Below are 21,024 nucleotides of genomic sequence, written 5' to 3'. Positions count from 1 at the left end.
CTCATCCTACTCCCCGCACCGGAGTTTTACCTGACACAAATAAGGCAAAACCCACGGTAAACATGCCTGTTCACCGTGGGTGTGCGCTGCAGACGCCGCTTTTTATTCCTAGGCCGTAGCATCCAGCGGGTTCTTGACCCAGCTCATCAAATCGCGCAGCTTGATGCCGGTCTTTTCAATGTCGTGCTGCGCAAATTCCTCACGCAGACTCTCCAGCTCCTTGTTGCCGCCCTCAATATTGGCCAGCAGGCGCTTGGTGAAGGTGCCATCCTGGATATCGGACAAGATATCCTTCATGCGCTGCTTGGCATCGGCATCAATAACGCGAGGGCCAGAAATGTAGCCGCCAAACTCGGCGGTATCAGATACCGAGTAGTTCATGTTGGCGATGCCACCCTCAAACATCAGGTCCACGATGAGCTTCATCTCGTGCAGCACCTCAAAGTAGGCCATTTCTGGCTCGTAGCCAGCCTCAGTCAGAACCTCGAAGCCGGTGCGAATCAGAAACTCTACGCCACCACACAGGACGGCCTGCTCGCCAAAGAGGTCAGTAACCGTCTCTGCTTCAAAGGTCGTCGGGATAACGCCGGCACGCGCACCGCCGATGGCTGCAGCATAAGACAGAGTCAGATCATGGCCTTCGCCTTTAGGATCCTGTTCGGTAGCGATGAGGCACGGAACGCCCTTGCCGTCAACGAACTGGCGGCGAACCAGATGGCCAGGCCCCTTAGGGGCAACCATGCCGACGGTGACATTGGCCTGTGGTTCAATCAGCTTAAAGTGGATATTCAAGCCGTGCCCAAACAGCAGCGCATTGCCGCCTTCCAAGTTGGGGGCAATTTCATCTTCAAAGATCTGCTTCTGAGAGGTATCTGGTGCCAGCAGCATGATTACGTCTGCCCACTTGGCAGCTTCTGCAACGGTCTTGACCTCAAAACCGGCTTCCTCGGCCTTCGCCGCCGACTTGGAGCCTTCACGCAGACCAATAACAACCTCGACGCCGGAATCGCGCAGGTTCTGCGAGTGCGCGTGCCCCTGGGAGCCGTAGCCAATAACGGCTACCTTGCGACCCTGAATGATAGACAGATCCGCATCATCGTCGTAGAAGGTTTCAATAGCCATTTCGTAGTCCTCAATTCTGTAATAATTGTAAGTTCAATGAATCAACGGCCCACCTAGCACTATACCACTGTGCGAGACACGGTGACCATATAGTGGGATTTAATTTCGCGGAGGTGCCATCGCCTTGGGACCACGTCCTAAGGCCACGTCACCAGACTGCACCAGCTCGAGCACACCGAATGACTCCAGGACATCGAGAAGCGCCGCCAGCTTTCCAGGGGTACCGGTAGCCTCCACCACCACTGATTCTTGTGCCACGTCTACCACGCGGGCACGGAAGATATTAACGGCATCGACCACCTGCGGCCGGTTGGCATTATTCGCAGCCACCTTGACCAGCATCAGGGCTCGCGCCACGGTCGAGTCTGCTTCGAGCTCCACCACTTTAATGACCGGCACAATCTTGTTGAGCTGCTTGGTCACCTGTTCCATAATCCTTTCGGAAGCATCGACCACGATGGTCAGCCGGTTAATCCCTGGATTTTCCGTTTGTGCAGAAACCAGCGAAATGATGCTGTAACCACGCCGGGAAAACATGCCGGTCACGCGCGACAAGATTCCCTCTACGTCTTCTACCAGGACCGACAGGGTATGCCGGGAAACGTCACTGGGGGCCACGCCTATACCTCCTGGATAGTCTCGTCGATATCGGCAGGAGTTTCTGCTGCCGATTCATTTTCATCAAACAGCGGGCGCAAGCCGCGGGCATATTGAATTTCTTCGTTAGACGCCCCACCACCGATCATTGGCCAGACTTGAGCGTCCTCACCAACGATGAAGTCAATAACCACGGGGCGGTCATTGACTGCGCGGGCCCGTTCAATGGCCGGCACCACTTCTTCCTCACAGGTGACGCGGATAGCCTCGCTCCCCAGCGCCTCTGCCAGGCGGACGAAGTCGGGGGTATAGACATCTCGTTCTCGCAGCTTGGTATTGGAGTAGTTCTCATTAAAGAACAGTGTCTGCCACTGACGGACCATGCCGAGGTTGCCGTTATTGATGACGGCAACCTTAAACGGAAAGCCTTCCAATACGGCGGTGGTGAGCTCCTGGTTGGTCATTTGGAAGCAACCGTCACCGTCAATCGCCCACACCTCCTTATCCGGGCATGCTGCCTTGGCACCAAGGGCCGCCGGGACGGCATAGCCCATAGTTCCGGCACCACCGGAGTTAATCCAGGAGCGTGGGTGTTCAAAGTCAATGAACTGTGCCGACCACATCTGGTGCTGTCCCACACCGGCACAGTAGATAGCCTCAGGACCTACGGTTTCACTCAGCTTTTCCAACACAAATTGGGGATTGAGATGCCCATCCGGAGTGGGATCATAGCCACGGGGGAACCGTTCCTTGACCCCATCGAGGTAATCCCGCCATGGGCCTAATTCCGGAGATTTCACCGCGGAGTTCTTGCGGTACTCCTTTAAGAGACCTGCCAACACGTTGCGCGCATCGCCCACGATTGGCACGGCAACCTCGCGGATTTTCCCAATTTCAGCCGGGTCAATATCAGCATGAATTACCTGGGCCCCAGGGGCAAAAGTGGAGGTATCGCCGGTTACTCGATCATCAAATCGCGCGCCGATAGTAATCAACAGGTCAGCTCGCTGCATGGCCGCAACTGCAGGGACGGTGCCATGCATGCCCGGCATGCCCATGTGCAGCGGATGAGACTCTGGAAAAGCGCCCAAGGCCATGAGCGTGGTCACCACAGGAATTCCGGTAAATTCCGCAAACTCGCGCAGTTCTTTTGCCGCCTCCGCCTTGATAACACCGCCGCCGGCATAGATGACCGGCTTTTCTGCCTGTGCAATGAGCTCAACCGCTTGCGCGATCTGGCGATGGTGCGGCTTGGTTGTCGGTTTATATCCAGGCAGATCAAACGTAGCCGGGAAGGAATACTCCAATTCACCGTTTTGCACGTCCTTCGGGATATCCACCAAGACCGGCCCCGGACGGCCCGTAGACGCCAGATGGAATGCGGCTGCAATGGCAGCTGGAATCTGGCTCGGTTCCGTCACGATGTAGTTGTGCTTGGTAATCGGCATAGTCACGCCGCGAATATCGGCCTCTTGGAAGGCATCGGTTCCCAAGAGGTTGCTGCCCACCTGGCCGGTGATGGCAACGATGGGAACGGAGTCCAGGTTGGCGTCGGCAAGCGCTGTCACCAAGTTGGTCGCACCCGGCCCGGAGGTGGCAAGGCATACGCCTACTTTGCCGGAAGCTTGAGCGTAGCCTTCGGCGGCGTGGCCGGCACCCTGTTCATGGCGGGTGAGCACATGGCGCAGCTTGGTCGAGGTGTGCAAGGCATCGTATAGAGGAAGCACGGCACCGCCTGGAATGCCGAAGACGAGATCGGTTCCCAAGTCTTCGAGAGTGCGGACAATGGCGTGGGCACCACTCATCCGCTCCGGAGCGTGGGCGCGTGAGGCTGCAGCCACCGAAGCGGGCGTGGGCGAAGTTGTCGTAACCACGGTTAATGTGCTCCTTGGAATGGTCTATTACAGGTCCTGATCATCATTGGCACCGGCTCCAGATATGAACAAAGCCCCCGCGGGCTTTTCTGTCTGCGGAGGCGAAATGCGTCGACGTCATGAAGCGTCGCGGTCACCACCGCGTTGGTACTGCCTGAAGTCGAATAATGATCATGGGCCTGACTATACATTGATAGGTATTGCACTCGTGGTAATTACCCCCTTTTGGGATCCGATTCCCACCTGGTGGGACACGCCTGAAAAATAGGTTCGCCCTTGCCGGCCTTAGTGAATTAGGCTTGCACACTATGACTCCACCACCTAAGGACAACCAACCTCGTCAGTCCACCACCCAGGCAGAGGTTTTCAAGCCATCCCGCGACCACATCTTGGGCATCCTCATCCTGTCCGCCATTGCTCTGCTGAGCATCGGATGGGCCCCCAAATACCTCGCATGGCTGTTCATAATCCCCATCCTCGGATTGTGGTGGGTCATAAAATCCCGCACCAAAGTCTCCGAATCTGGAATCGCTATCTCTTACGCATTCCGGAAAAATATCCAGATCGCATGGGACGATTTTGCCGGAATCGGCTTCCAACGCGCCCGCACCTTCGCCCGCACCAAGGCCGGCGCGGAGCACAGCCTGCCCGGCGTTACCTTTAACTCGCTCCCGCGACTTTCGGAGGCCTCCCGCGGCCGCATCCCTGACGCCCTTACCCAGGGCCGTGAAGCGGCAGATGACAAGGTGGTAATTGTCCACCGTGACGGCCAACAAGTCCTCCTCAGCAAAGAAGAGTATGAGGACTACCTCGAGCGCCACCCCGAGCTCAAGCCTTCGGCCGAAAACTAAATACGCCGCCTACACTCCCCCCACATCCTTGAAGGAATGGTGACTGAAAACCATGTTCCCGCTGCGTTCAAAAGTAACTACCGTCGGCCGCCAAGCCTCTGGCGCCCGCGCCCTCTGGCGGGCCACCGGCACCAAGGAAAATGACTTTGGCAAACCGATCGTCGCCATCGCCAACTCCTACACCCAATTCGTCCCCGGCCACGTACATCTCAAAAACGTTGGCGATATCGTCGCCGACGCCGTGCGCGAGGCTGGCGGCGTGCCCAAGGAATTCAATACCATCGCCGTCGATGATGGCATCGCCATGGGACACAGCGGCATGCTCTACTCGCTGCCTTCGCGCGAAATCATCTCCGATTCCATCGAGTACATGGCCAATGCCCACACTGCCGACGCCCTAGTATGCATCTCCAATTGCGATAAGATCACCCCGGGCATGCTCAATGCGGCACTGCGCCTGAACATTCCCACCATTTTCGTCTCGGGTGGACCGATGGAGGCCGGCAAAGCCGTCGTGGTTGATGGCGTAGCCCACGCCCCCACCGACCTCATCACCGCCATCACCGCCTCTGCCAATGACGCGGTATCCGATGAAGGCTTGACCCAGGTGGAGGAATCCGCCTGCCCCACCTGCGGCTCCTGTTCTGGCATGTTTACCGCCAATTCCATGAACTGCCTGACCGAGGCACTCGGCTTGGCGCTGCCCGGCAACGGCACCACCCTGGCCACCCACACGGCTCGCCGCAGCCTTTTTGAAAAGGCCGGCTCCACCATCGTCGATATGTGCCGCCGCTATTACGGCGAGGAGGACGAATCCGTTCTCCCCCGCAATATCGCTACCAAGGAAGCCTTCACCAATGCCATGGCGCTTGACATGGCCATGGGCGGATCCACCAACACCATCCTGCACACGCTCGCGGCCGCACAGGAGGGCGAGGTGGATTTCACCCTCGATGACATTAATGACATCTCCTACCGCGTGCCCTGCCTGTCCAAGGTCGCGCCCAATGGCACCTACCACATTGAGGATGTCCACCGCGCCGGCGGTATCCCCGCTATCTTGGGAGAGCTTCGCCGCGCCGGGCACCTGAACTTGAAGGTGCATACGGCGCTCTATGACAACGCCGAGCAGTGGCTCGATGACTGGGATATCCGCAACCCGCACGCCACGGATGAGGCTCGCGAACTGTACTACGCCGCGCCGGGCGGCGTGCGCACTACCGAACCCTTTTCCCAATCCAACCGCTGGGACGAGCTCGATACCGACGCCGCTCATGGCTGCATTCACGACGCCGATCACGCCTTTTCTTCCGACGGCGGCCTAGTTGTCCTGCGCGGAAACCTGGCTCCAGACGGGGCCATCGTCAAGGCAGCGGGCGTTGATGAAGAGCTGTGGACATTCTCTGGACCTGCTCGTGTGGTGGAATCCCAGGAGGAGGCCGTATCGATAATCCTGAACAAGGAAGTTCAGCCGGGCGACGTGGTGGTCATTCGCTATGAAGGCCCGGCCGGCGGCCCGGGTATGCAGGAAATGCTCCACCCCACCTCCTTCCTCAAGGGTGCCGGCTTGGGCAAGGCATGCGCCTTGATTACCGACGGCCGCTTTTCCGGCGGCACCTCCGGCCTCTCCATCGGCCACATCTCCCCCGAGGCGGCCCACCAGGGCCTTATCGGGCTCATCGAAAATGGCGACACCATCACCATCGACATCCACCAGCGCCAACTCACCCTGGATGTGGACGAGGACGTGCTGGAGCGCCGCCGAGCCGCCCAGGAACAGCGCGAGCAACCGTGGACTCCGGTGAACCGCAACCGCCCCATCACCAAGGCGCTGCGCGCGTATGCAGCCATGGCCACCTCTGCCGATCGCGGCGCGGTGCGCGCGGTCGATGGCCATGTGAATTAGCCAGGATTAACTGCTAACTCCCTGTGACCCCGGTGGGGTGCGCACCCGTTTACCTGCAGATCGCATAAAGTGTACTGCGATGAAACTCGCGCGCACCCCACTTTTTCGTTATGCCTTAGCTCTGCTGGGCCTCATTTTTGGCGCCTGCAAGATTATTCAAGACACCCGCATCACGGACTTTCCCATTGACATGGTGGTCTACCGCGAGGGCGTCAAAGCCTTCCTTGAGCACCGATCCGTCTATAGCGAGCCCATGCTGGCCGGGGACATTGAACTTCCCTTCATTTATCCACCCTTTGGCGCGCTCGTCATGGTTCCGCTCACGGCCTTTGACGGCATTGACCACGATATGGCGGGCGACATCATGGTCGTCCTGTCCGATCTACTCCTGCTCGTCTGCCTCTACTTTGTCTTCAAGGCGGTGCTAAAGAAGCCGGATTTTCTCTTGCCAATTACCACCATTGCCTGGGCCATTGCCTTACGCTTCGAACCGGTTGATCTCAACAATGGTTTTGCACAGATCAACATCGTGGTGATGGCGCTGGTTATCCTCGACCTCGTTCCGCGCAAGCGCTTCTTGCCCCAAGGAATCCTGATTGGCTTGGCCGCAGCTATCAAAATTACCCCACTGGCGATGCTGCTCTACTTCCTCGTGCGCAAGGAATGGAAGCAGATTGCCACGGCTTTCCTCTCCGCAGTCGCAGCCACTCTCCTCGCCGCAGCCTTCCGCTGGGACGCATTCGTGGAGTTCTTCAGCTCTAAATTGCTCGATATGGGCTCTGGCGGCGACTTCGGCGTGGCAACCGATTACCAGTCCAATAGCTCCATCAAGGGAGCCATTCAGCGCATGTATTCCTCTACGGAAGCCATGGACGCCAATGGACTGACCATCAACCTTGCGTGGCTCGCAGCCTCCCTCGTGGTCATCGTCTTTGCCGCGTGGCTTATCAAGCGACTGTGCGAGGAGCACTTGCTTGTCGACGCCCAATTGGTCACCGCCCTCACCCTCCTCCTCATCTCCCCTGTTTCCTGGTCGCACCACTGGGTCTGGCTCACGCTCATCATCCCGGTCTTTGTCTACCGCGCCTGGACCTGGCTGCCGTCAGGTTGGGCTGCAGGCAGCCTCCTGACCGTCCTTATCGCCTGGGCAGCCATGCTGCTGACAGTTCCGCCTAAGTGGTGGTGGGGCGATCAAGTCGATGTCCACGCCATGGAGCGCTACCAAAAGTTCTGGGTGGATGACTTCGTATGGCTAACCATACTGGCCGTCGCACTTTTCGCAGCCGCTTTCTATGCCTCCCAGCGCAATAGCCGGAACGCGAATACCGCTACTCCTGCCCCGCTAGCGTCTTAAGCGCCGCAAGGTGCGAATCGAATGCGGCCTTACCTTTAGCCGTGAGCATCACCCATACCGTGTCCTTGCCACGCGAGGATCCATACTCACGAAAACGACTGACATACCCCTCTTTTTCCAGTGCGCTTAGCTGCTTAGACAGCGTGGCATCGGATTGATTCACCTTGTCCCGAATCGCAGCAAAGCGCATCTCTTTGTTGATGGCGCCTTCCACTGCGCCAGCCGCGTTGAGCACCGCACAAATTTTAAATCGGTTGAGCGGGTGAATTACTGGATCAAGCTCACTCATCACCGCTCGCCTGCTTGCCGTCTTCATGGCCACGCGTGGACATATCCATTGCTCCCGAATTGAGAGCCCAAAACACGCCCACGCCCCACAGCGTGAATACGATGGCCGCAATTACCATGTGCCCTTCGAGAAAGGTCTGGAAGAACGTAGGGGCAAACATTAGAAAAATTCCGAAATAGTATTTCTTATCCGGCTCCGGCTGGTTGAATGGATCCTGCCTATAGCTCGGACGCACATCACCCTGATGGCTACCCACCCACATTGCCGCTCCGAGGCCAAACATCATGAAGCCGAGGAACGCCCACAGAGGAATATCATCTTCCCACTGGCTCATAACGAAATAGCTTCCTGCAAGAACTACTGCGAGCGAGGCATTAATCACGGTCCGTCTCTTGCCGTTTTGCCCTTTCTCCACTTCCTCGTTGAAGGACAGTGCCTCGTTCACGCTTTCGTCCATGATCGCCGTTCCTTTCGCCTTCGACTTTTCGTTGTTTTCCACTTTAGAAAGTATCATACTTTCCACCCCAGAAAGCAAGGGGAAAAGAAAATCCGCCGCTATTGCGACGGACAATCTATTAGCGCCTAGTTCAACGGATTAACGCCTGCGCCGAAGAACCAAAGCGCGACGAGGATAGCTACGCCAATGAGCACAAAGGCCCAGGAAGTACCCAGCGGGCGGCGTGCCCACGAGCGCTTGAAGTCTAGAGAGATAAAGCCTGGGCCAGTAAACTGCAGGCCCACTGCGATGACAAAGAGGACCAAGGAAAGCCATACGGATTCCGGCCAGCTAAAGACATCCAGGCCGGCATCGGCCTGGGCGAGCTCGTGGACGGCGGTAAAGCCGGTCACTACCAGGCCAATCATGGCCGCCAGTGGCGTAATGAGGCCGAGCAGCAAGAACACGCCAGCGATAAGCTGCATGGTCGGCACCGCGATGGACAATGCAGTATCCCAAGCATAGTTGGCAAAATCGCCTTCCAGGCCGGACAAGCCCTCGCTATCGCCAAGCGTGAAGAAGGTCTTTGCTCCCGCGACGATGAGGTAAGCACTCAGCGCCAAACGGATAAATAGCAGGCCGAAGTCGATGGTGCCGCGGCGACCATAGCGCTGATAGCCTTCCTTTTCTTCCTGCTCCGCCTGCAGGCGCGCCTCGCGCTCCTCTGCGGTTTCGGTGCTGAGGGTGCTGTCCACGGGGGCGTCGGCAGTAGCAAGTGCCGTTTCTTGCTCTACGCTAGCCGGCGTGGTGGACTCCGGTTGCGCGAAGGCTACGGTCTCTTCGCCGGCGCCACTGTCCTGACGTGCGGCTTCATTGGCACTGGAATAGGACAGCACCTCGGTTTCAGGGTGGTCCTGCTGCGCCTGGGAAGGCTTGATCTCCTGCGGCTCAGCGCGGCCGGCGCGCTCGAAAAGGCCGGGCCTCGACTTTTTCTGGCCGGAGACAGAATCCTTACTAGCGGGCTTCGCGTTGTAGGTAGGCACGTCCATATCCTCATCAAACGGGCTGGCTTTATCCGGTTGCTGCTTATCGCTCATAGCTCCAACTTAGGGCACGTGCCTGCACTTTTGTGGTACCCACCACGGCGCGCCGCACGAGCTTGCGCGCTATGTGGCCACCAAGTCGCTCGCAGCCTCGAGAACCGAACGCGTTAGTTCGCTCAAGACCTCCGATTCCAAGCGCCACCGCTGCCAGTAGAGGTCGATATCGAGCGGGGAGTCGTCGAGAAGCACCAGCTCTTCCGCCGCCAATAGGGGCAGCGCTTGGGCTTGGGGCAGCAACCCCCACCCCAGGCCAACACGTACGGCCTCCAGGTAGCCCTCGGAAGAGGGAATCTGTGACACCCGCGCACGGACCACGGCCGAATCAATGAAGCGCTCCCGCATCGCATCATCCAGTACTTGATCGTTGGGACCATAGCCAACAAGGGGCATAGTTTCCCAGGTCAGGTGGCCATTATGGAAGCTTTCTGCAATATGTGGTGCCGCCACCGGGAAGTAGCGCATCGTGCCCAAAAAGCTCGACTCGCAGCCAGAGACCGGTGTGGCTTCCCTCGTCACCGCGCCAAGCACATCGCCCCGCCGCAGCATGGCTAAGGTGCGCGCCTCATCCTCAATCCGGATGCGCAGGGCGACATCGCCCCGCCGCGCGGTATCGCTAAGGACCCTACGAAACCATGTCGCTAGGGAATCCGAGTTCACTGCGACTGAGAGCGGGACGCGGGCTAGGCGGTGGCCTAGGCGGGCGTCCGTCTCGGCCTGTACTAACGCCATGCGGCGTGCGGATTGCACCAGGATCTCCCCCGCTTCTGTCGCGGTTACCGGAGTGGCACGGCGAAGGAGCACTCGACCGGTGCTCGATTCTAGCGCCTTGATGCGTTGACTTACCGCAGACGGCGAGATGCCGAGTACGGCAGCGGCGACATCAAAGCTGCCTTCATCCACGATGGCGAGCAATGTTTCTAAGTGCACCGGGTTCATGAAGCTATTCTAAACCAACTGTAGATTCATTAACTGGACTAATTCAGGCCGGGAATTCACACTAGAAGGCATGTCCATCGTGCTTGCTGGTTTCTTCCTGGGATTATCGCTCATCGTGGCCGTCGGCCCGCAAAATGCCATGCTGCTCAAATACGGCATCCGCCGCGACCACATCGGCCTCATCATTGTCGTCTGCGCGCTTTCCGACGTCATCCTGATCACCTCCGGCACGGCCGGCGTGGGCTACTTGGTTGAAAAATTCCCCAACGCCCTGCAGGTTCTGAAATATGTTGGCGCCGCTTACCTGGCGTACTTCACCTTCACTTGCTTCCGCGATGCATTCAAAACCAAAGGCGAGGCCATCGAGGTCGAATCCACGCAGCCAAAGGTACCGCAGGAAGTCGCCTCCTTCGATGGCTCTCGGGCACGCAACACGACCAAGACCGCAACTCGCGTCGAGATCAAGCGATCCCCCTCCTGGGTCAAGCCGCTATTGACCGCCCTGGCCTTAACGTGGCTCAACCCAGGCGCCTACGTGGACGTAGTGGTCATGCTCGGCAGCATTGCTAATCAATATGGCGAATCGGGGCGCTGGCTTTTCGCCGTCGGTGCAATCTGCGCCAGCTTCACTTGGTTCCCTTTTATTGGCTTTGGCGCCGCGCGCTTTTCCCACGTGCTGTCCCGGCCCACAGTGTGGCGCTGGATCAACTTCGGCATCGGCGTCATCATGATTGGCCTAACGCTCAAGTTGCTCCTGCTCTAGGGCCGGGATTCAGCCCGCCTAGTTTCCTCGCACGCGGGAGGCGGTGGCGCCGGCCCAGCGGTTGATGCCGGCGTCATGGGCGGCGTCGTCAATCGCAGCCAGCTCCTCCGCGCTGAAGTCAAGGTGATCCAGCGCGCCCAGATTGTGTTCGAGCTGCTCCACGGAAGAAGCACCCAACAGCGCCGAGGTAAGCGTGCGATCCCCCTGGTCACGCAGCACCCACGAGATGGCCATCTGGGCCAGCGACTGACCGCGCTGGCCTGCAATTTCGTTGAGCGAGCGGATCATGGAAAGGTTTTCCTCATTGAGCCAGTCCTTTTCCAGGGTCTTATTCTTCGCCGCACGCGAATCTGCGGGGATGCCGTCGATATAGCGGTCCGTCAGCATACCCTGCGCCAACGGGCCGAAGCCGATGACGCCTAGGCCGCTGCGCGCTGTGACATCAAGCAGCGACTCGCCGTCTTCGCCCGGGCGCTCAATCCAGCGATTCAGAATGGAATAGCTGGGCTGATGAATCAGCAACGGGCAGCCCTCATCTTCCATAAACTCCACGGCCTCATCGGTGAGCTCCGGGCCATAGGAAGAAATGCCCACATACAGGGCCTTGCCGGAGGCTACGATATCGCGCAGTGCATACAGGGTCTCCTCCAGCGGGGTATCCGGGTCCGGACGGTGGTGGTAGAAGATGTCCACGTAATCCAAGCCCATGCGCTTCAGAGAAGCGTCCAAGGAGCTCACCAGGTACTTGCGGGAGCCGCCGAAACCGTAGGGCGAATCATTCATTACCCAGCCGGCCTTGGAGGAGATGATCATTTCATCGCGGAAGGGACGAAAATCACGGGCGAAGATGCGTCCGAAGTTGTCCTCTGCGGCGCCTGGTTCAGGGCCGTAGTTATTGGCCAAATCGAAATGAGTAATCCCCCGGTCATACGCCGCGCGCAGGATTTCGCGCTGCGTGGCCAGGGGACGGTCATCGCCGAAGTTCTGCCATAGGCCAAGGGAAATGGCCGGCAGCTTCAGCCCAGAGTTGCCTACTCGGCGGTACTCCATCGAATCATAACGTTCAGATGCGGGTGCATAAATGCTCATGACACCCATTGTCCGCTTAATTCTTGGAATTGTCAGCCTTTGGCAGCTCCTCATCTTCTTCCGGGTCGCCGGATGCGCCGGTTTCTTCGACCCACTTTTCAATTTCTTCCGGGGTGCGGTCAGTTTCTACCGCGTCACGCTCGGTGTAGTAGGAGTGGTCGCGGCGATTTTCTTCGTACTTTTCCTTGTCAAAGTCCACGTCGTCGTCACTATCGAGCTCTTCGGTGACTTCCTCCACCAGCTCATCGTAGAGGGCCTCATTGTCCATATTGGAGTCCTCGATGTGCTGGCCAATTTCATCGTCATAGCGCTCAGCATCATATGCCTTGTCCGGGTGCAGCTTCAGGTGCATGAGGGCACGTACGCGCTCACGGCGCACGGCCTCATCCTGGATCTGCGACTGGCTGCGGAACCAAGCAAAGACCAGGATGGCCACCATCAGGATGCCCATGTAGCCGATGACGGGGTAGATGTAGTTCATCAGGGTCTTGAAGCCGGCGAAGGACACGGCGAAACCAGCCAAGCAGCCGATAACGAAGATAACCGGGAAGCGCTTCTCATGGCCGGCAGATAGGCGCTTGCCCAGCGCGTAGAACATGCCGATAGCGGTATTGAAGATCATCATGTAAATGATGACCGCCATGATGGCACCCAGCGTCGGGTTAACGTCATCTACCAAGGACAGCATCGGAATATCGGAACCTTGTGCCTTATCCGAGTTCATCAGCAAGGAGAATCCGGCAAGGCCCATCATGATGGAGTAGATGACGCCGCCTACAACGCCGCCCCAGCCGGCCTCGCGCGGGCTGATATTGTCGCCGCCGATGACCAGGGACATGGACACGGCGAGCATCAGGGCAAGGCCGTTGTAGTTGAGTGCGGAAATGAGCCAGTTACCAATCGGGGTGTCGATCTGGCTGGAGGCATCCATAGCTGCGCCGATGTCATCCGGCATATTGAGGCCGGTGTAGATGGCCACGCCGATGACCGCAATGATGATGGTCGGCGTTACGGCACCAATAACCTTGGATACCTTGTCCACGTCGAGCATGCCGACAATCAAAACCAAGACCAGCATGAGCGTGGAGCCGATCCAAGTCTTCCAGCCAAATTGCTGCTCCATATTGGAACCCGCGCCAGCCAACATCACAAAGCCAATAGCAAAGAGGGTGATGATGACCGCGATGTCCAGCAACTTGGAGACGATCGGGTGGGTGACATTGCGGAAAACGGTGTTGTGCTCAGAAGCGTGGAAGTAACTGCCCAGCTGCAAGAACACGGTACCGGCAAGGGTCATGATGAGTGCGGCGATAATGATGCCGGGAATACCCCAGGAACCAAAGGCAGTGAAGTACTGCACCACCTCTTGGCCCGTGGCAAAGCCGGCGCCCACCAACAAGCCCACGAAGGACATGGCAATGGCGATAATGTTTTTAGAAGACACGGTTGCCTAACTTTTGTAGCGAATATCTCTCGCATACTGGTGCGCGCGGCCCCTTGTCCCCCACTCCCCAGCACGTGGGTCCCACAACACCGGTATGCGTTCCTTAAGGAATGGTACGTAAGTGACCCGTTAAACACCTACTGACACATACCGATGTTGTGATAAATCACATTTGGTGATTAGGCGAAATCAACCTAACGCTTTAGTCGTCGAAGGTCGCGGTATCAATCACGAAGCGGAACTTTACATCGCCTGCCACCACGCGCTCATAGGCGTCATCAACATCGTTAACGCCGATCTTTTCAATGACGGCGCCGATACCGTGCTCGGCACAGAAGTCCAGCATCTCCTGGGTCTCTGCAATGCCGCCGATGTTATTGCCCGTAAGCACCTTGCCGCCGCCGACGAGGCTGCTCATATGGATCCCCAGCTCCTCCGGCGGAAGTCCGACAACGGACATGATGCCGCGCGGCTTCAGTAGCTGCAGATAGTCATCGAGGGAGTACTGGGCAGAAATGGTGGACAGGATGACATCGAATTCGCCGCGGTGGTTGGCAAAGAAGTCTTCCTCTTCACCGGTGGCCAGAATATGCTTCGCACCCAGCTCATAGGCTTCCTTTTCTTTGCGCAGGGAGCGGGAAATCACGGTTACTTCCGCGCCCTTTGCCGCAGCGATCTGCACACCCATGTGACCCAAGCCGCCTAGGCCCACTACGGCAACCTTGTCGCCTTCCTTGACCTGCCAGCGAGCCAGCGGCGAATAGGTGGTGATTCCGGCGCACAGCAGCGGGGCTGCGACATCAAAGTCGATACCCTCCGGAATGGTGCACACAAAGTTTTCGTTGACGACTACCTTCTGGGCGTAGCCGCCTTGGGTAATGGTGCCGTCTACGTCTTCGGAGTTATAGGTGCCCACATTGCCATTCATGCAGTTCTGCTCCTGGCCGTTGCGACACTGTTCGCACTCACCACAGGAGTTGACCAGGCAGCCAACGCCAACGCGGTCGCCGACTTTAAATTTCGTGACCTTATCGCCCACGGCTTCCACGACGCCGGCAATCTCGTGGCCCACCGTCAGCGGGAAGTGGGCTTGACCCCATTCGTTGCGGATGGTGTGAATATCGGAGTGGCAGATGCCCGCAGCCTTGATATCAATGACCACGTCGTCTTCGCGCGGATCGCGGCGCTCAATTTCTACGACCTTGAATGGAGCTTCAGGGCTTTCCTTTTGCAATACTTTGCTCTTAATTGTCATGCCCACGACCCTACGCTTAACCCCACTGACCTCGCCTAACGAAAATTATCACCGTTTCCGACAGGGGAGGAAAACCAAAAAGCCAGCCACGTCCCTTCGGTTGAAGAGGGATGAACGCGGCTGGCTATGTGGGGGTCTTAGTTCAGCTTCTCTGCGATGAGCTTATTGACCTGGCCCGGATCGGCCTTGCCCTGGGTGGCCTTCATGACCGCACCCACGATGGCACCGGTGACCTTCTTATTGCCGGCACGGTACTTTTCCACGATGTCCGGGTTGGCGGCCAGCGCGTCATCTACGGCCTTCTCGATGGCGCCGTCATCGCGCACGACCTCCAAGCCGCGCTTTTCGACGACCTCGTCGACGTCACCCTCGCCCGCCAACACACCATCAACGGCCTTGCGTGCGAGCTTGGTGGTCAGCTTGCCCTCATTGACGAGCGCGATAACGCGCGCCACGTGCTGCGGGGTAATGGACAGACCAGCAAGATCGGTCTCCTGCTCGTTGGCCTTGCCGGCCAGGTAGGAAACCCACCAGGAGCGCGCCTCGTCCGGCTTCGCGCCGGCCTCAACGGTATCCACGATGAGGTCGAGGGCGCCGGCGTTGACCAAGTCGCGCATCTCCTCATCCTTGATGCCCCACTCTTCCTGGATGCGCGCACGGCGAACCCATGGCAGCTCCGGAAGGGTCTGGCGCAGCTCTTCTACCCACTCGCGCGGTGCGATGACCGGCGGCAGGTCCGGATCGTTGAAGTAACGGTAGTCCTCCGCCGTCTCCTTTGGACGACCCTTGGAGGTGGTGCCGTCGGTCTCTTGATAGTGGCGGGTTTCCTGGTCAATGGTGCCGCCGTCTTCGAGCACCTGCGCCTGGCGCTGCATTTCGAAGCGAACCGCCTGCTCCACGGAACGCAGGGAGTTAATGTTCTTGGTCTCGGTGCGGGTACCAAACTCTTCCTGGCCCACCGGGCGCAGGGACAAGTTGGAGTCCACACGCATGGAGCCTTGATCCATGCGGGCGTCGGAAACGCCCAAGGCTGCAACGAGCTCACGCAGCGCGGAAACGTAGGCCTTAGCCACCTCCGGCGCGCGCTCACCGGCGCCAATGATCGGCTTGGTAACGATCTCAATGAGAGGAATGCCCGCACGGTTGCAATCCACCAGGGACGCCGTGGCGCCGTGAATACGGCCGTCTGCACCACCGAGGTGGGTCAGCTTGCCGGTGTCTTCCTCCATGTGGGCACGCTCGATTTCCACGCGCCACTCGGTGCCGTCTTCCAGCACTACGTCCAGGTAGCCGTCATAGGCAATCGGCTCGTCGTACTGGGAAATCTGATAGTTCTTCGGCTGGTCCGGGTAAAAGTAATTCTTGCGGGCAAAGCGAGAGGACTCCGCAATGGAGCAATTAAGCGCCAGGCCAATCTTGATGGCGCCCTCCACGCCCTTGGAGTTAACTACCGGCAGCGCACCGGGCAGGCCCAGGGAGACCGGGTCAACGTTGGAGTTAGGCGCTGCGTTGAAGTTCGTAGGAGAGGTAGAAAACATCTTGGTTTCCGTATCCAGCTCTACGTGGACTTCCATGCCCATTACCGGTTCGAACTTTTCTAGGACCTCATCGAAGTCCATCAGGTCATACATCGCAGCAGTCATGCGTGCCATCTTAATACGTCGATGCGCCCGCGCGCTCACGCCCCTAAGCTGAATATTATGACTACACCACATAGCGTTGATGCCGCGCTTATCGATGCCCCTTTGATCAACATCGCAGTCTTCCGCACTGCCCCTACCCCTGAGGAGGTAAGCGAACGCCTGACCACCACTTTTGGCGATCGCCTGGGAGATATCATGCCGGGCAAGAATCCGGGAAGCATCATGGTCGAGCTTGATGATTCCTTCCTATTGCACTACCAAGCCGTCGATACCCCTCCCACTCGCGATAGCTATGGCCTCCACCCCATTTTGAGCGCGGATTCCCGCGGCCTCGATTCCGCCACCGCACAAATCCTCGTATCCGTGCTTCCCCAAGAGACCGAAGATGATCGCGCGAAGCAATTCCGCGAGGCCCGCCGCGAACACCTTGAACTGCTCTCCAAGGCCACCGCGGTGGTAGCCGAGCACCCCGACTGCCTGATAGTCCACAACCCCCGCGGAAACGTATCCATTGCGCCGAATACTTTCCTCGAGGCCGTTCGGGATAACCTTGCTCCAATGCACATCGCTCCGGTGTGGCTTACCCAAAAAGAAAACAAGATCTTGGGTTATACCGTTGGGCTGGTCCAAGCCGGACACCCCGAAATCCAGGCGGCCACCAAATCCATGGATCCCACCGATCTCTATTACAAGCTGGCCAATATCGCAGACCACGTGCTCCAAGGCGCCACCGTCAAAGACGGCGACACCCTCTCTTTCGAGCAAGGCCAGCCACCTCTCACCGTACAGAAAGAGCCCTGGTTTGTAGACGAGTCCTATCCTGCGGTCACGATTAATTTCTAGCGGAATCCCCCTACTTTCGGGAATCCGAATAGCGGCAGATGGCTGCCAGCACCGCACCAGAAAGGTTGTGCCACACCGAAAAGACGGCTCCTGGCAGGGCGGCCAATGGGTTCATATAGGTCGATGCCAGGGAGGTGGCCAAGCCAGAATTTTGCATGCCCACCTCGACGGCCATGGTGCGCCGCGCGGTAACCGGCTGCTTGGTCAGCATTCCGGCCAGGTAGCCCAAGCCGTAGCCGCAGGCGTTATGGATTACCACTGCGGCAAAGACGAGTACGCCTGCGGTAGCGATGGTGTCGTGCGCTCCGCCGACCACGATGCACACAATGGCCGAAATGGCCGCAACCGAGATCCATGGCAGCGCCGCGTTAATCTTTGCCACCACGCGCGGAACCAGCATGCCGATGAGAATGCCGGCGACTACCGGAATGAGCACGACCTTCACAATGGACCACGCCATGGCGGAGGCGGAGACCGGCATATACTCCCCTGCCAGCCACAGTGTCAGCAACGGCGTGAGGACCGGCGCCAACAAGGTGGAAATGGACGTCATGGTCACCGACAAAGCCACATCACCGCGCGCAAGATAAGACACCACGTTGGAACTCGTGCCGCCGGGCGCGCAGCCCACCAAGATAACGCCGGCAGCTACAGCATCGGGAAGATCCATCACCGCGACTACCAGGAGCGCCACTAGCGGCATGATGACAAACTGCGCTACTACTCCGATGAGAACAGGCAGCGGACGGCGTGCTACCAGGGCAAAATCCACCGGCTTGAGGGTTAGGCCCATACCGAACATGACAATACCCAGCAGCGGGGTGACCTGCGGGGCGAAGGAAGCTGCGGTCTCTGGCGCGAGGTATCCCACCACGCCGCCGATAATCACCAGCACGGGAAAGCCGAGCGCTGCAATGAGCGCTTGGCGGTCTTGCGCTGAGGAAGGCGCAGCGGGCGCCTCCACCCGATTATCTGTCATGCTATCGATACTCATAGCCAAAAGAATACGCTCCCACCCAGTGGGAGCGCTATCTTAATATTCGGAACGCGGAATGCCTCTAGCCAAAGAGCGCCTGGGCGTTGCGATAACGCGATTCCGGCACCGTCTTGAGCGTACCCACAGCATCTTCCAGCGGGACGAGGTCAATATCCTCACCATGGAGGGCAACACACATGCCAGACTCACCTTCGTGGATGGCGCGCGCTGCGTGCACGCCGTAGCGAGTAGCAAGCACGCGGTCATAGGCAGTCGGCGTGCCGCCGCGCTGAATATGCCCCAGCACGGTCGTACGCACGTCATACCCGGTGCGTGCCTTGATTTCATCGCCGATTACTTGGCCAATGCCGTTGAAAGTCTGGTGCCCAAACTGATCGACGCCGCCGGCCTCGAAGTCCATCGTCCCTTCCTTTGGCAGGGCGCCTTCTGCCACGCAGATAATGCCGTACTTTTCGCCCATCTGGAAGCGACGTTCCATCGCCTTCGTAATCTCCGCAATATCGAAGGGCTCTTCCGGTACCACGGTGTAGTGCGCACCACCGGCCATGCCCGCATGCAGGGCAATCCATCCCACATGGCGGCCCATAACTTCCACAATCAGGATGCGGTTATGGGACTCCGCGGTGGTGTGCAGACGGTCGATAGCATCGGTGGCCACAGAAACGGCGGTATCGAAACCAAAGGTGTAGTCGGTGGCGTTAACGTCATTATCAATGGTCTTCGGCACGCCCACTACCGGCACGCCGTTATCAGAAAGCCACTTTGCGCCCTTGAGGGTACCTTCACCACCGATGGCGACAAGGGCGTCTACCCCGGCATCCGCCATGTTGGACTTAATCTGGTCAAGGCCGGCCTTGAATTTATCCGGATGCAGGCGGCCGGTGCCCAGGATGGTGCCGCCGCGCAACAAAATACGGTCGATTTCCGCATCGTCATAAAGATCGCGGCGGCGGTCTTCCATCAGGCCCACCCAGCCGTCTTCATAACCTACAACGGTATCTCCAAATTCATTGGACGCGGTACGCACTACCGCACGGATTACAGCATTGAGACCGGGGCAATCGCCGCCGGACGTTAAAACACCTAGACGCATACCTACCAATCTAGCGCGCGATTTTTAGGCCTGCAGAGTGTCCCTAAAACCTAGGGCAGAAACCAGGCCCACCACCAGCGCAGCCACAATGACGAGCAGCGAATTAATAATTGCCGCCTCTGGGCTTCCCGTTTGCATAACTGCGGATACCAGGGCAACTCCCACCACGGATCCCACCTGGCGGGAGGTGTTGTACACACCGGAGGCAGCGCCCATAAGTTCCGGTGAGATATCACGCAAGGTGGTAGCTGCGTTGGAACCCCAAATGAAGGACTGTCCCACACCTAGGCCGGCGATGGGCAGCCCGAGTACCCACGGAAGGGCGTCGACCTGCATGACCCACCATGCCGCAAGGAGCGAGAATATAAGGATAGAAAATCCCATCACCCCAAGAATCCGCGGATTGACGTGATCCGCCATGATTCCAGCCAGCGGGGATATCAGGAGGGATACCAGCGCCATAGGAGCCACGATGATGCCGGCTTCGCCCGCAGGAACGCCCTGCATGGTCTGCAACCACAGCATGATGGGCAGCATCACCGCGGCAGCCATAAACCCCATTGCGATGATGCCTACCGAGCCCGCCAGGTAATTGCGGTCACTAAATAGCGCCAGCGGCACCAGCGGACTCGACCCGCGGGCCTGGGCAGTTGCCTGCAGTCGAATAAACCAGACGCTAGCGACAACTCCGGCGAGCAGGATCAGCCAAATGGTCCATCCCCAGCCAAGCACCGGGCCCTGCTGAATACCAAAGACGATTGCCGCCAAGGCGATGAGCGACACGATGGCCGAGGGCGCATCGATGGACTGCGCGGTCGTGGGGAGCTCAGGTACCCACATCAGCGCGAAGACAATGGCTAGCACCACGAAGGGAACGTGTACCCAAAAGGCAGCCTGCCACCCAAAGTGCCCGACCAGAAAGCCCCCGGCGAGTGGACCGGCAAGTGCAGCTACCGAGCCGATGACGCCCCACACGCCCAGTGCGCGCCCACGGCGCTCACGCGCAAAGATGCGATTGATAACGGACATAGTCTGTGGCATCTGGAGGGACGCACCCACGCCTTGCACGGCACGCGCCGCGATAAGCACTTCCACAGTGGGCACCACGGCACACGCCACCGCACCGAGTCCGAAAATTCCCACACCCAAACAGAACATCCGGCGCTGGCCCAAAACATCACCCAAGCGGCCGGAAAAGAGCAGCGGCACCACCACAGCCAACAAATAGGCCGCGGATACCCACATGGTGTGGTTTACCCCCGCGTTCAGCTCGCGTTGCAGGTCAGGCAGCGCCACCGCCACCATGGATTGGTCCAGCAGGGATACAAAGAATCCGAGGGACAATGCAAACATGGCGCGCCATGCTTGGCGCTCGGGCGGCAGATGCGTCTCCACAGTCATGGCCTTAGAGTCTAGCGGGCCGAAAAAT

19 protein-coding genes are annotated in these 21,024 nt (G+C 58.6%); 5 read left to right on the top strand and 14 right to left on the bottom strand.

Annotated elements, in window-relative coordinates; translation table 11 throughout:
* Positions 1–108: 108 nt before the first annotated feature.
* The 3 genes from ilvC to BJ985_RS01800 form a co-directional block, all read right to left on the bottom strand.
* Entirely contained in the window at positions 109–1,122 is a 1,014-nt protein-coding gene (gene ilvC, locus BJ985_RS01810) for a ketol-acid reductoisomerase (protein WP_005323324.1), read from the bottom strand.
* Positions 1,123–1,221: 99 nt separating this feature from the next.
* On the bottom strand, positions 1,222–1,740 hold the full coding sequence (ilvN, locus tag BJ985_RS01805) for an acetolactate synthase small subunit (RefSeq protein WP_179386415.1): 519 nt from the start codon (positions 1,738–1,740) through the stop codon (positions 1,222–1,224).
* A 2-nt stretch (positions 1,741–1,742) separates the two neighbouring features.
* Positions 1,743–3,593, bottom strand: a complete 1,851-nt coding sequence (locus tag BJ985_RS01800) for an acetolactate synthase large subunit (RefSeq protein WP_179386414.1) — start codon at positions 3,591–3,593, stop codon at positions 1,743–1,745.
* Between the two features lie 308 nt (positions 3,594–3,901).
* Here BJ985_RS01800 and BJ985_RS01795 point away from each other — a divergent pair, with 308 nt between their 5' ends.
* The 3 genes from BJ985_RS01795 to BJ985_RS01785 all read left to right on the top strand — a co-directional run bounded on the left by BJ985_RS01795 (position 3,902) and on the right by BJ985_RS01785 (position 7,704).
* Positions 3,902–4,444 carry a PH domain-containing protein gene (locus tag BJ985_RS01795; protein WP_005323328.1) on the top strand — a complete coding sequence of 181 codons (543 nt, stop codon included), beginning with the start codon at positions 3,902–3,904 and terminating at the stop codon, positions 4,442–4,444.
* Positions 4,445–4,496: 52 nt separating this feature from the next.
* A complete protein-coding gene (ilvD, locus tag BJ985_RS01790; RefSeq protein ID WP_179386413.1) occupies positions 4,497–6,350 on the top strand; it encodes a dihydroxy-acid dehydratase in 1,854 nt (617 codons plus the stop codon).
* A 79-nt stretch (positions 6,351–6,429) separates the two neighbouring features.
* The gene (locus BJ985_RS01785; RefSeq protein WP_179386412.1) at positions 6,430–7,704 is read left to right on the top strand and encodes a glycosyltransferase family 87 protein; all 1,275 of its coding nucleotides are present in this window, start codon (positions 6,430–6,432) and stop codon (positions 7,702–7,704) included.
* Here the strand turns inward: BJ985_RS01785 and BJ985_RS01780 are convergent.
* The 4 genes from BJ985_RS01780 to BJ985_RS01765 all read right to left on the bottom strand — a co-directional run bounded on the left by BJ985_RS01780 (position 7,679) and on the right by BJ985_RS01765 (position 10,468).
* A complete protein-coding gene (locus BJ985_RS01780; protein WP_034668152.1) occupies positions 7,679–7,993 on the bottom strand; it encodes a transcriptional regulator in 315 nt (104 codons plus the stop codon). The genes BJ985_RS01785 and BJ985_RS01780 overlap by 26 nt on opposite strands.
* Positions 7,986–8,564: a hypothetical protein gene (locus tag BJ985_RS01775; protein WP_236587079.1), complete on the bottom strand. Its 579-nt coding sequence runs from the start codon at positions 8,562–8,564 to the stop codon at positions 7,986–7,988. The genes BJ985_RS01780 and BJ985_RS01775 overlap by 8 nt, the downstream gene beginning before the upstream one ends.
* Before the next feature lie 11 nt (positions 8,565–8,575).
* On the bottom strand, positions 8,576–9,526 hold the full coding sequence (locus tag BJ985_RS01770; RefSeq protein WP_179386411.1) for a DoxX family protein: 951 nt from the start codon (positions 9,524–9,526) through the stop codon (positions 8,576–8,578).
* Between the two features lie 69 nt (positions 9,527–9,595).
* Entirely contained in the window at positions 9,596–10,468 is an 873-nt protein-coding gene (locus BJ985_RS01765) for an ArgP/LysG family DNA-binding transcriptional regulator (protein WP_179386410.1), read from the bottom strand.
* A 70-nt stretch (positions 10,469–10,538) separates the two neighbouring features.
* On the opposite strand from BJ985_RS01765, the gene BJ985_RS01760 reads away from it, so the two are divergent.
* The gene (locus tag BJ985_RS01760) at positions 10,539–11,231 is read left to right on the top strand and encodes a LysE/ArgO family amino acid transporter (protein ID WP_179386409.1); all 693 of its coding nucleotides are present in this window, start codon (positions 10,539–10,541) and stop codon (positions 11,229–11,231) included.
* A gap of 18 nt (positions 11,232–11,249) precedes the next feature.
* Here the strand turns inward: BJ985_RS01760 and BJ985_RS01755 are convergent, their stop codons facing one another.
* From BJ985_RS01755 to gatB, 4 genes are all read right to left on the bottom strand, one after another.
* Positions 11,250–12,329: an aldo/keto reductase gene (locus tag BJ985_RS01755; protein WP_179386408.1), complete on the bottom strand. Its 1,080-nt coding sequence runs from the start codon at positions 12,327–12,329 to the stop codon at positions 11,250–11,252.
* A 7-nt stretch (positions 12,330–12,336) separates the two neighbouring features.
* On the bottom strand, positions 12,337–13,764 hold the full coding sequence (locus BJ985_RS01750; RefSeq protein WP_179386407.1) for a YkvI family membrane protein: 1,428 nt from the start codon (positions 13,762–13,764) through the stop codon (positions 12,337–12,339).
* A 202-nt stretch (positions 13,765–13,966) separates the two neighbouring features.
* Positions 13,967–15,019, bottom strand: a complete 1,053-nt coding sequence (locus tag BJ985_RS01745) for an NAD(P)-dependent alcohol dehydrogenase (RefSeq protein ID WP_040425022.1) — start codon at positions 15,017–15,019, stop codon at positions 13,967–13,969.
* Between the two features lie 137 nt (positions 15,020–15,156).
* Entirely contained in the window at positions 15,157–16,662 is a 1,506-nt protein-coding gene (gene gatB, locus BJ985_RS01740; RefSeq protein WP_040425024.1) for an Asp-tRNA(Asn)/Glu-tRNA(Gln) amidotransferase subunit GatB, read from the bottom strand.
* 57 nt (positions 16,663–16,719) lie between these two features.
* On the opposite strand from gatB, the gene BJ985_RS01735 reads away from it, so the two are divergent.
* The gene (locus BJ985_RS01735; protein ID WP_179386406.1) at positions 16,720–17,505 is read left to right on the top strand and encodes a DUF4261 domain-containing protein; all 786 of its coding nucleotides are present in this window, start codon (positions 16,720–16,722) and stop codon (positions 17,503–17,505) included.
* Positions 17,506–17,515: 10 nt separating this feature from the next.
* Here BJ985_RS01735 and BJ985_RS01730 read toward each other — a convergent pair whose 3' ends face one another.
* From BJ985_RS01730 to BJ985_RS01720, 3 genes are all read right to left on the bottom strand, one after another.
* Positions 17,516–18,484 (bottom strand): bile acid:sodium symporter family protein, encoded by a 969-nt coding sequence (locus tag BJ985_RS01730; protein WP_050780311.1) that lies wholly within the window; start codon positions 18,482–18,484, stop codon positions 17,516–17,518.
* A gap of 79 nt (positions 18,485–18,563) precedes the next feature.
* Complete coding sequence (locus BJ985_RS01725) at positions 18,564–19,595, bottom strand: ATP-dependent 6-phosphofructokinase (RefSeq protein WP_005323342.1); 1,032 nt, start codon at positions 19,593–19,595, stop codon at positions 18,564–18,566.
* Between the two features lie 24 nt (positions 19,596–19,619).
* On the bottom strand, positions 19,620–20,996 hold the full coding sequence (locus BJ985_RS01720) for an MFS transporter (protein WP_179386405.1): 1,377 nt from the start codon (positions 20,994–20,996) through the stop codon (positions 19,620–19,622).
* Between the last annotated feature and the right edge of the window lie 28 nt (positions 20,997–21,024).

It is taken from the genome of Corynebacterium tuberculostearicum (assembly GCF_013408445.1).
In the GTDB taxonomy this organism is placed as follows: domain Bacteria; phylum Actinomycetota; class Actinomycetes; order Mycobacteriales; family Mycobacteriaceae; genus Corynebacterium; species Corynebacterium tuberculostearicum.
The sequence above is the reverse complement of the archived record's forward strand: the minus strand, read 5'-3'. Positions and strand labels throughout refer to the sequence as shown.

What these genes read in the sequence shown, in the direction of transcription:
- ilvC (WP_005323324.1), bottom strand. Translation starts at nt 1,122, where the DNA reads ATGGCTATTGAAACCTTCTACGACGATGATGCGGATCTGTCTATCATT.
- BJ985_RS01795 (WP_005323328.1), top strand. Translation starts at nt 3,902, where the DNA reads ATGACTCCACCACCTAAGGACAACCAACCTCGTCAGTCCACCACCCAG.
- ilvD (WP_179386413.1), top strand. Translation starts at nt 4,497, where the DNA reads ATGTTCCCGCTGCGTTCAAAAGTAACTACCGTCGGCCGCCAAGCCTCT.
- BJ985_RS01785 (WP_179386412.1), top strand. Translation starts at nt 6,430, where the DNA reads ATGAAACTCGCGCGCACCCCACTTTTTCGTTATGCCTTAGCTCTGCTG.
- BJ985_RS01780 (WP_034668152.1), bottom strand. Translation starts at nt 7,993, where the DNA reads ATGAGTGAGCTTGATCCAGTAATTCACCCGCTCAACCGATTTAAAATT.
- BJ985_RS01770 (WP_179386411.1), bottom strand. Translation starts at nt 9,526, where the DNA reads ATGAGCGATAAGCAGCAACCGGATAAAGCCAGCCCGTTTGATGAGGAT.
- BJ985_RS01765 (WP_179386410.1), bottom strand. Translation starts at nt 10,468, where the DNA reads ATGAACCCGGTGCACTTAGAAACATTGCTCGCCATCGTGGATGAAGGC.
- BJ985_RS01760 (WP_179386409.1), top strand. Translation starts at nt 10,539, where the DNA reads ATGTCCATCGTGCTTGCTGGTTTCTTCCTGGGATTATCGCTCATCGTG.
- BJ985_RS01755 (WP_179386408.1), bottom strand. Translation starts at nt 12,329, where the DNA reads ATGGGTGTCATGAGCATTTATGCACCCGCATCTGAACGTTATGATTCG.
- BJ985_RS01745 (WP_040425022.1), bottom strand. Translation starts at nt 15,019, where the DNA reads ATGACAATTAAGAGCAAAGTATTGCAAAAGGAAAGCCCTGAAGCTCCA.
- gatB (WP_040425024.1), bottom strand. Translation starts at nt 16,662, where the DNA reads ATGACTGCTGCGATGTATGACCTGATGGACTTCGATGAGGTCCTAGAA.
- BJ985_RS01735 (WP_179386406.1), top strand. Translation starts at nt 16,720, where the DNA reads ATGACTACACCACATAGCGTTGATGCCGCGCTTATCGATGCCCCTTTG.
- BJ985_RS01730 (WP_050780311.1), bottom strand. Translation starts at nt 18,484, where the DNA reads ATGACAGATAATCGGGTGGAGGCGCCCGCTGCGCCTTCCTCAGCGCAA.
- BJ985_RS01725 (WP_005323342.1), bottom strand. Translation starts at nt 19,595, where the DNA reads ATGCGTCTAGGTGTTTTAACGTCCGGCGGCGATTGCCCCGGTCTCAAT.
- BJ985_RS01720 (WP_179386405.1), bottom strand. Translation starts at nt 20,996, where the DNA reads ATGACTGTGGAGACGCATCTGCCGCCCGAGCGCCAAGCATGGCGCGCC.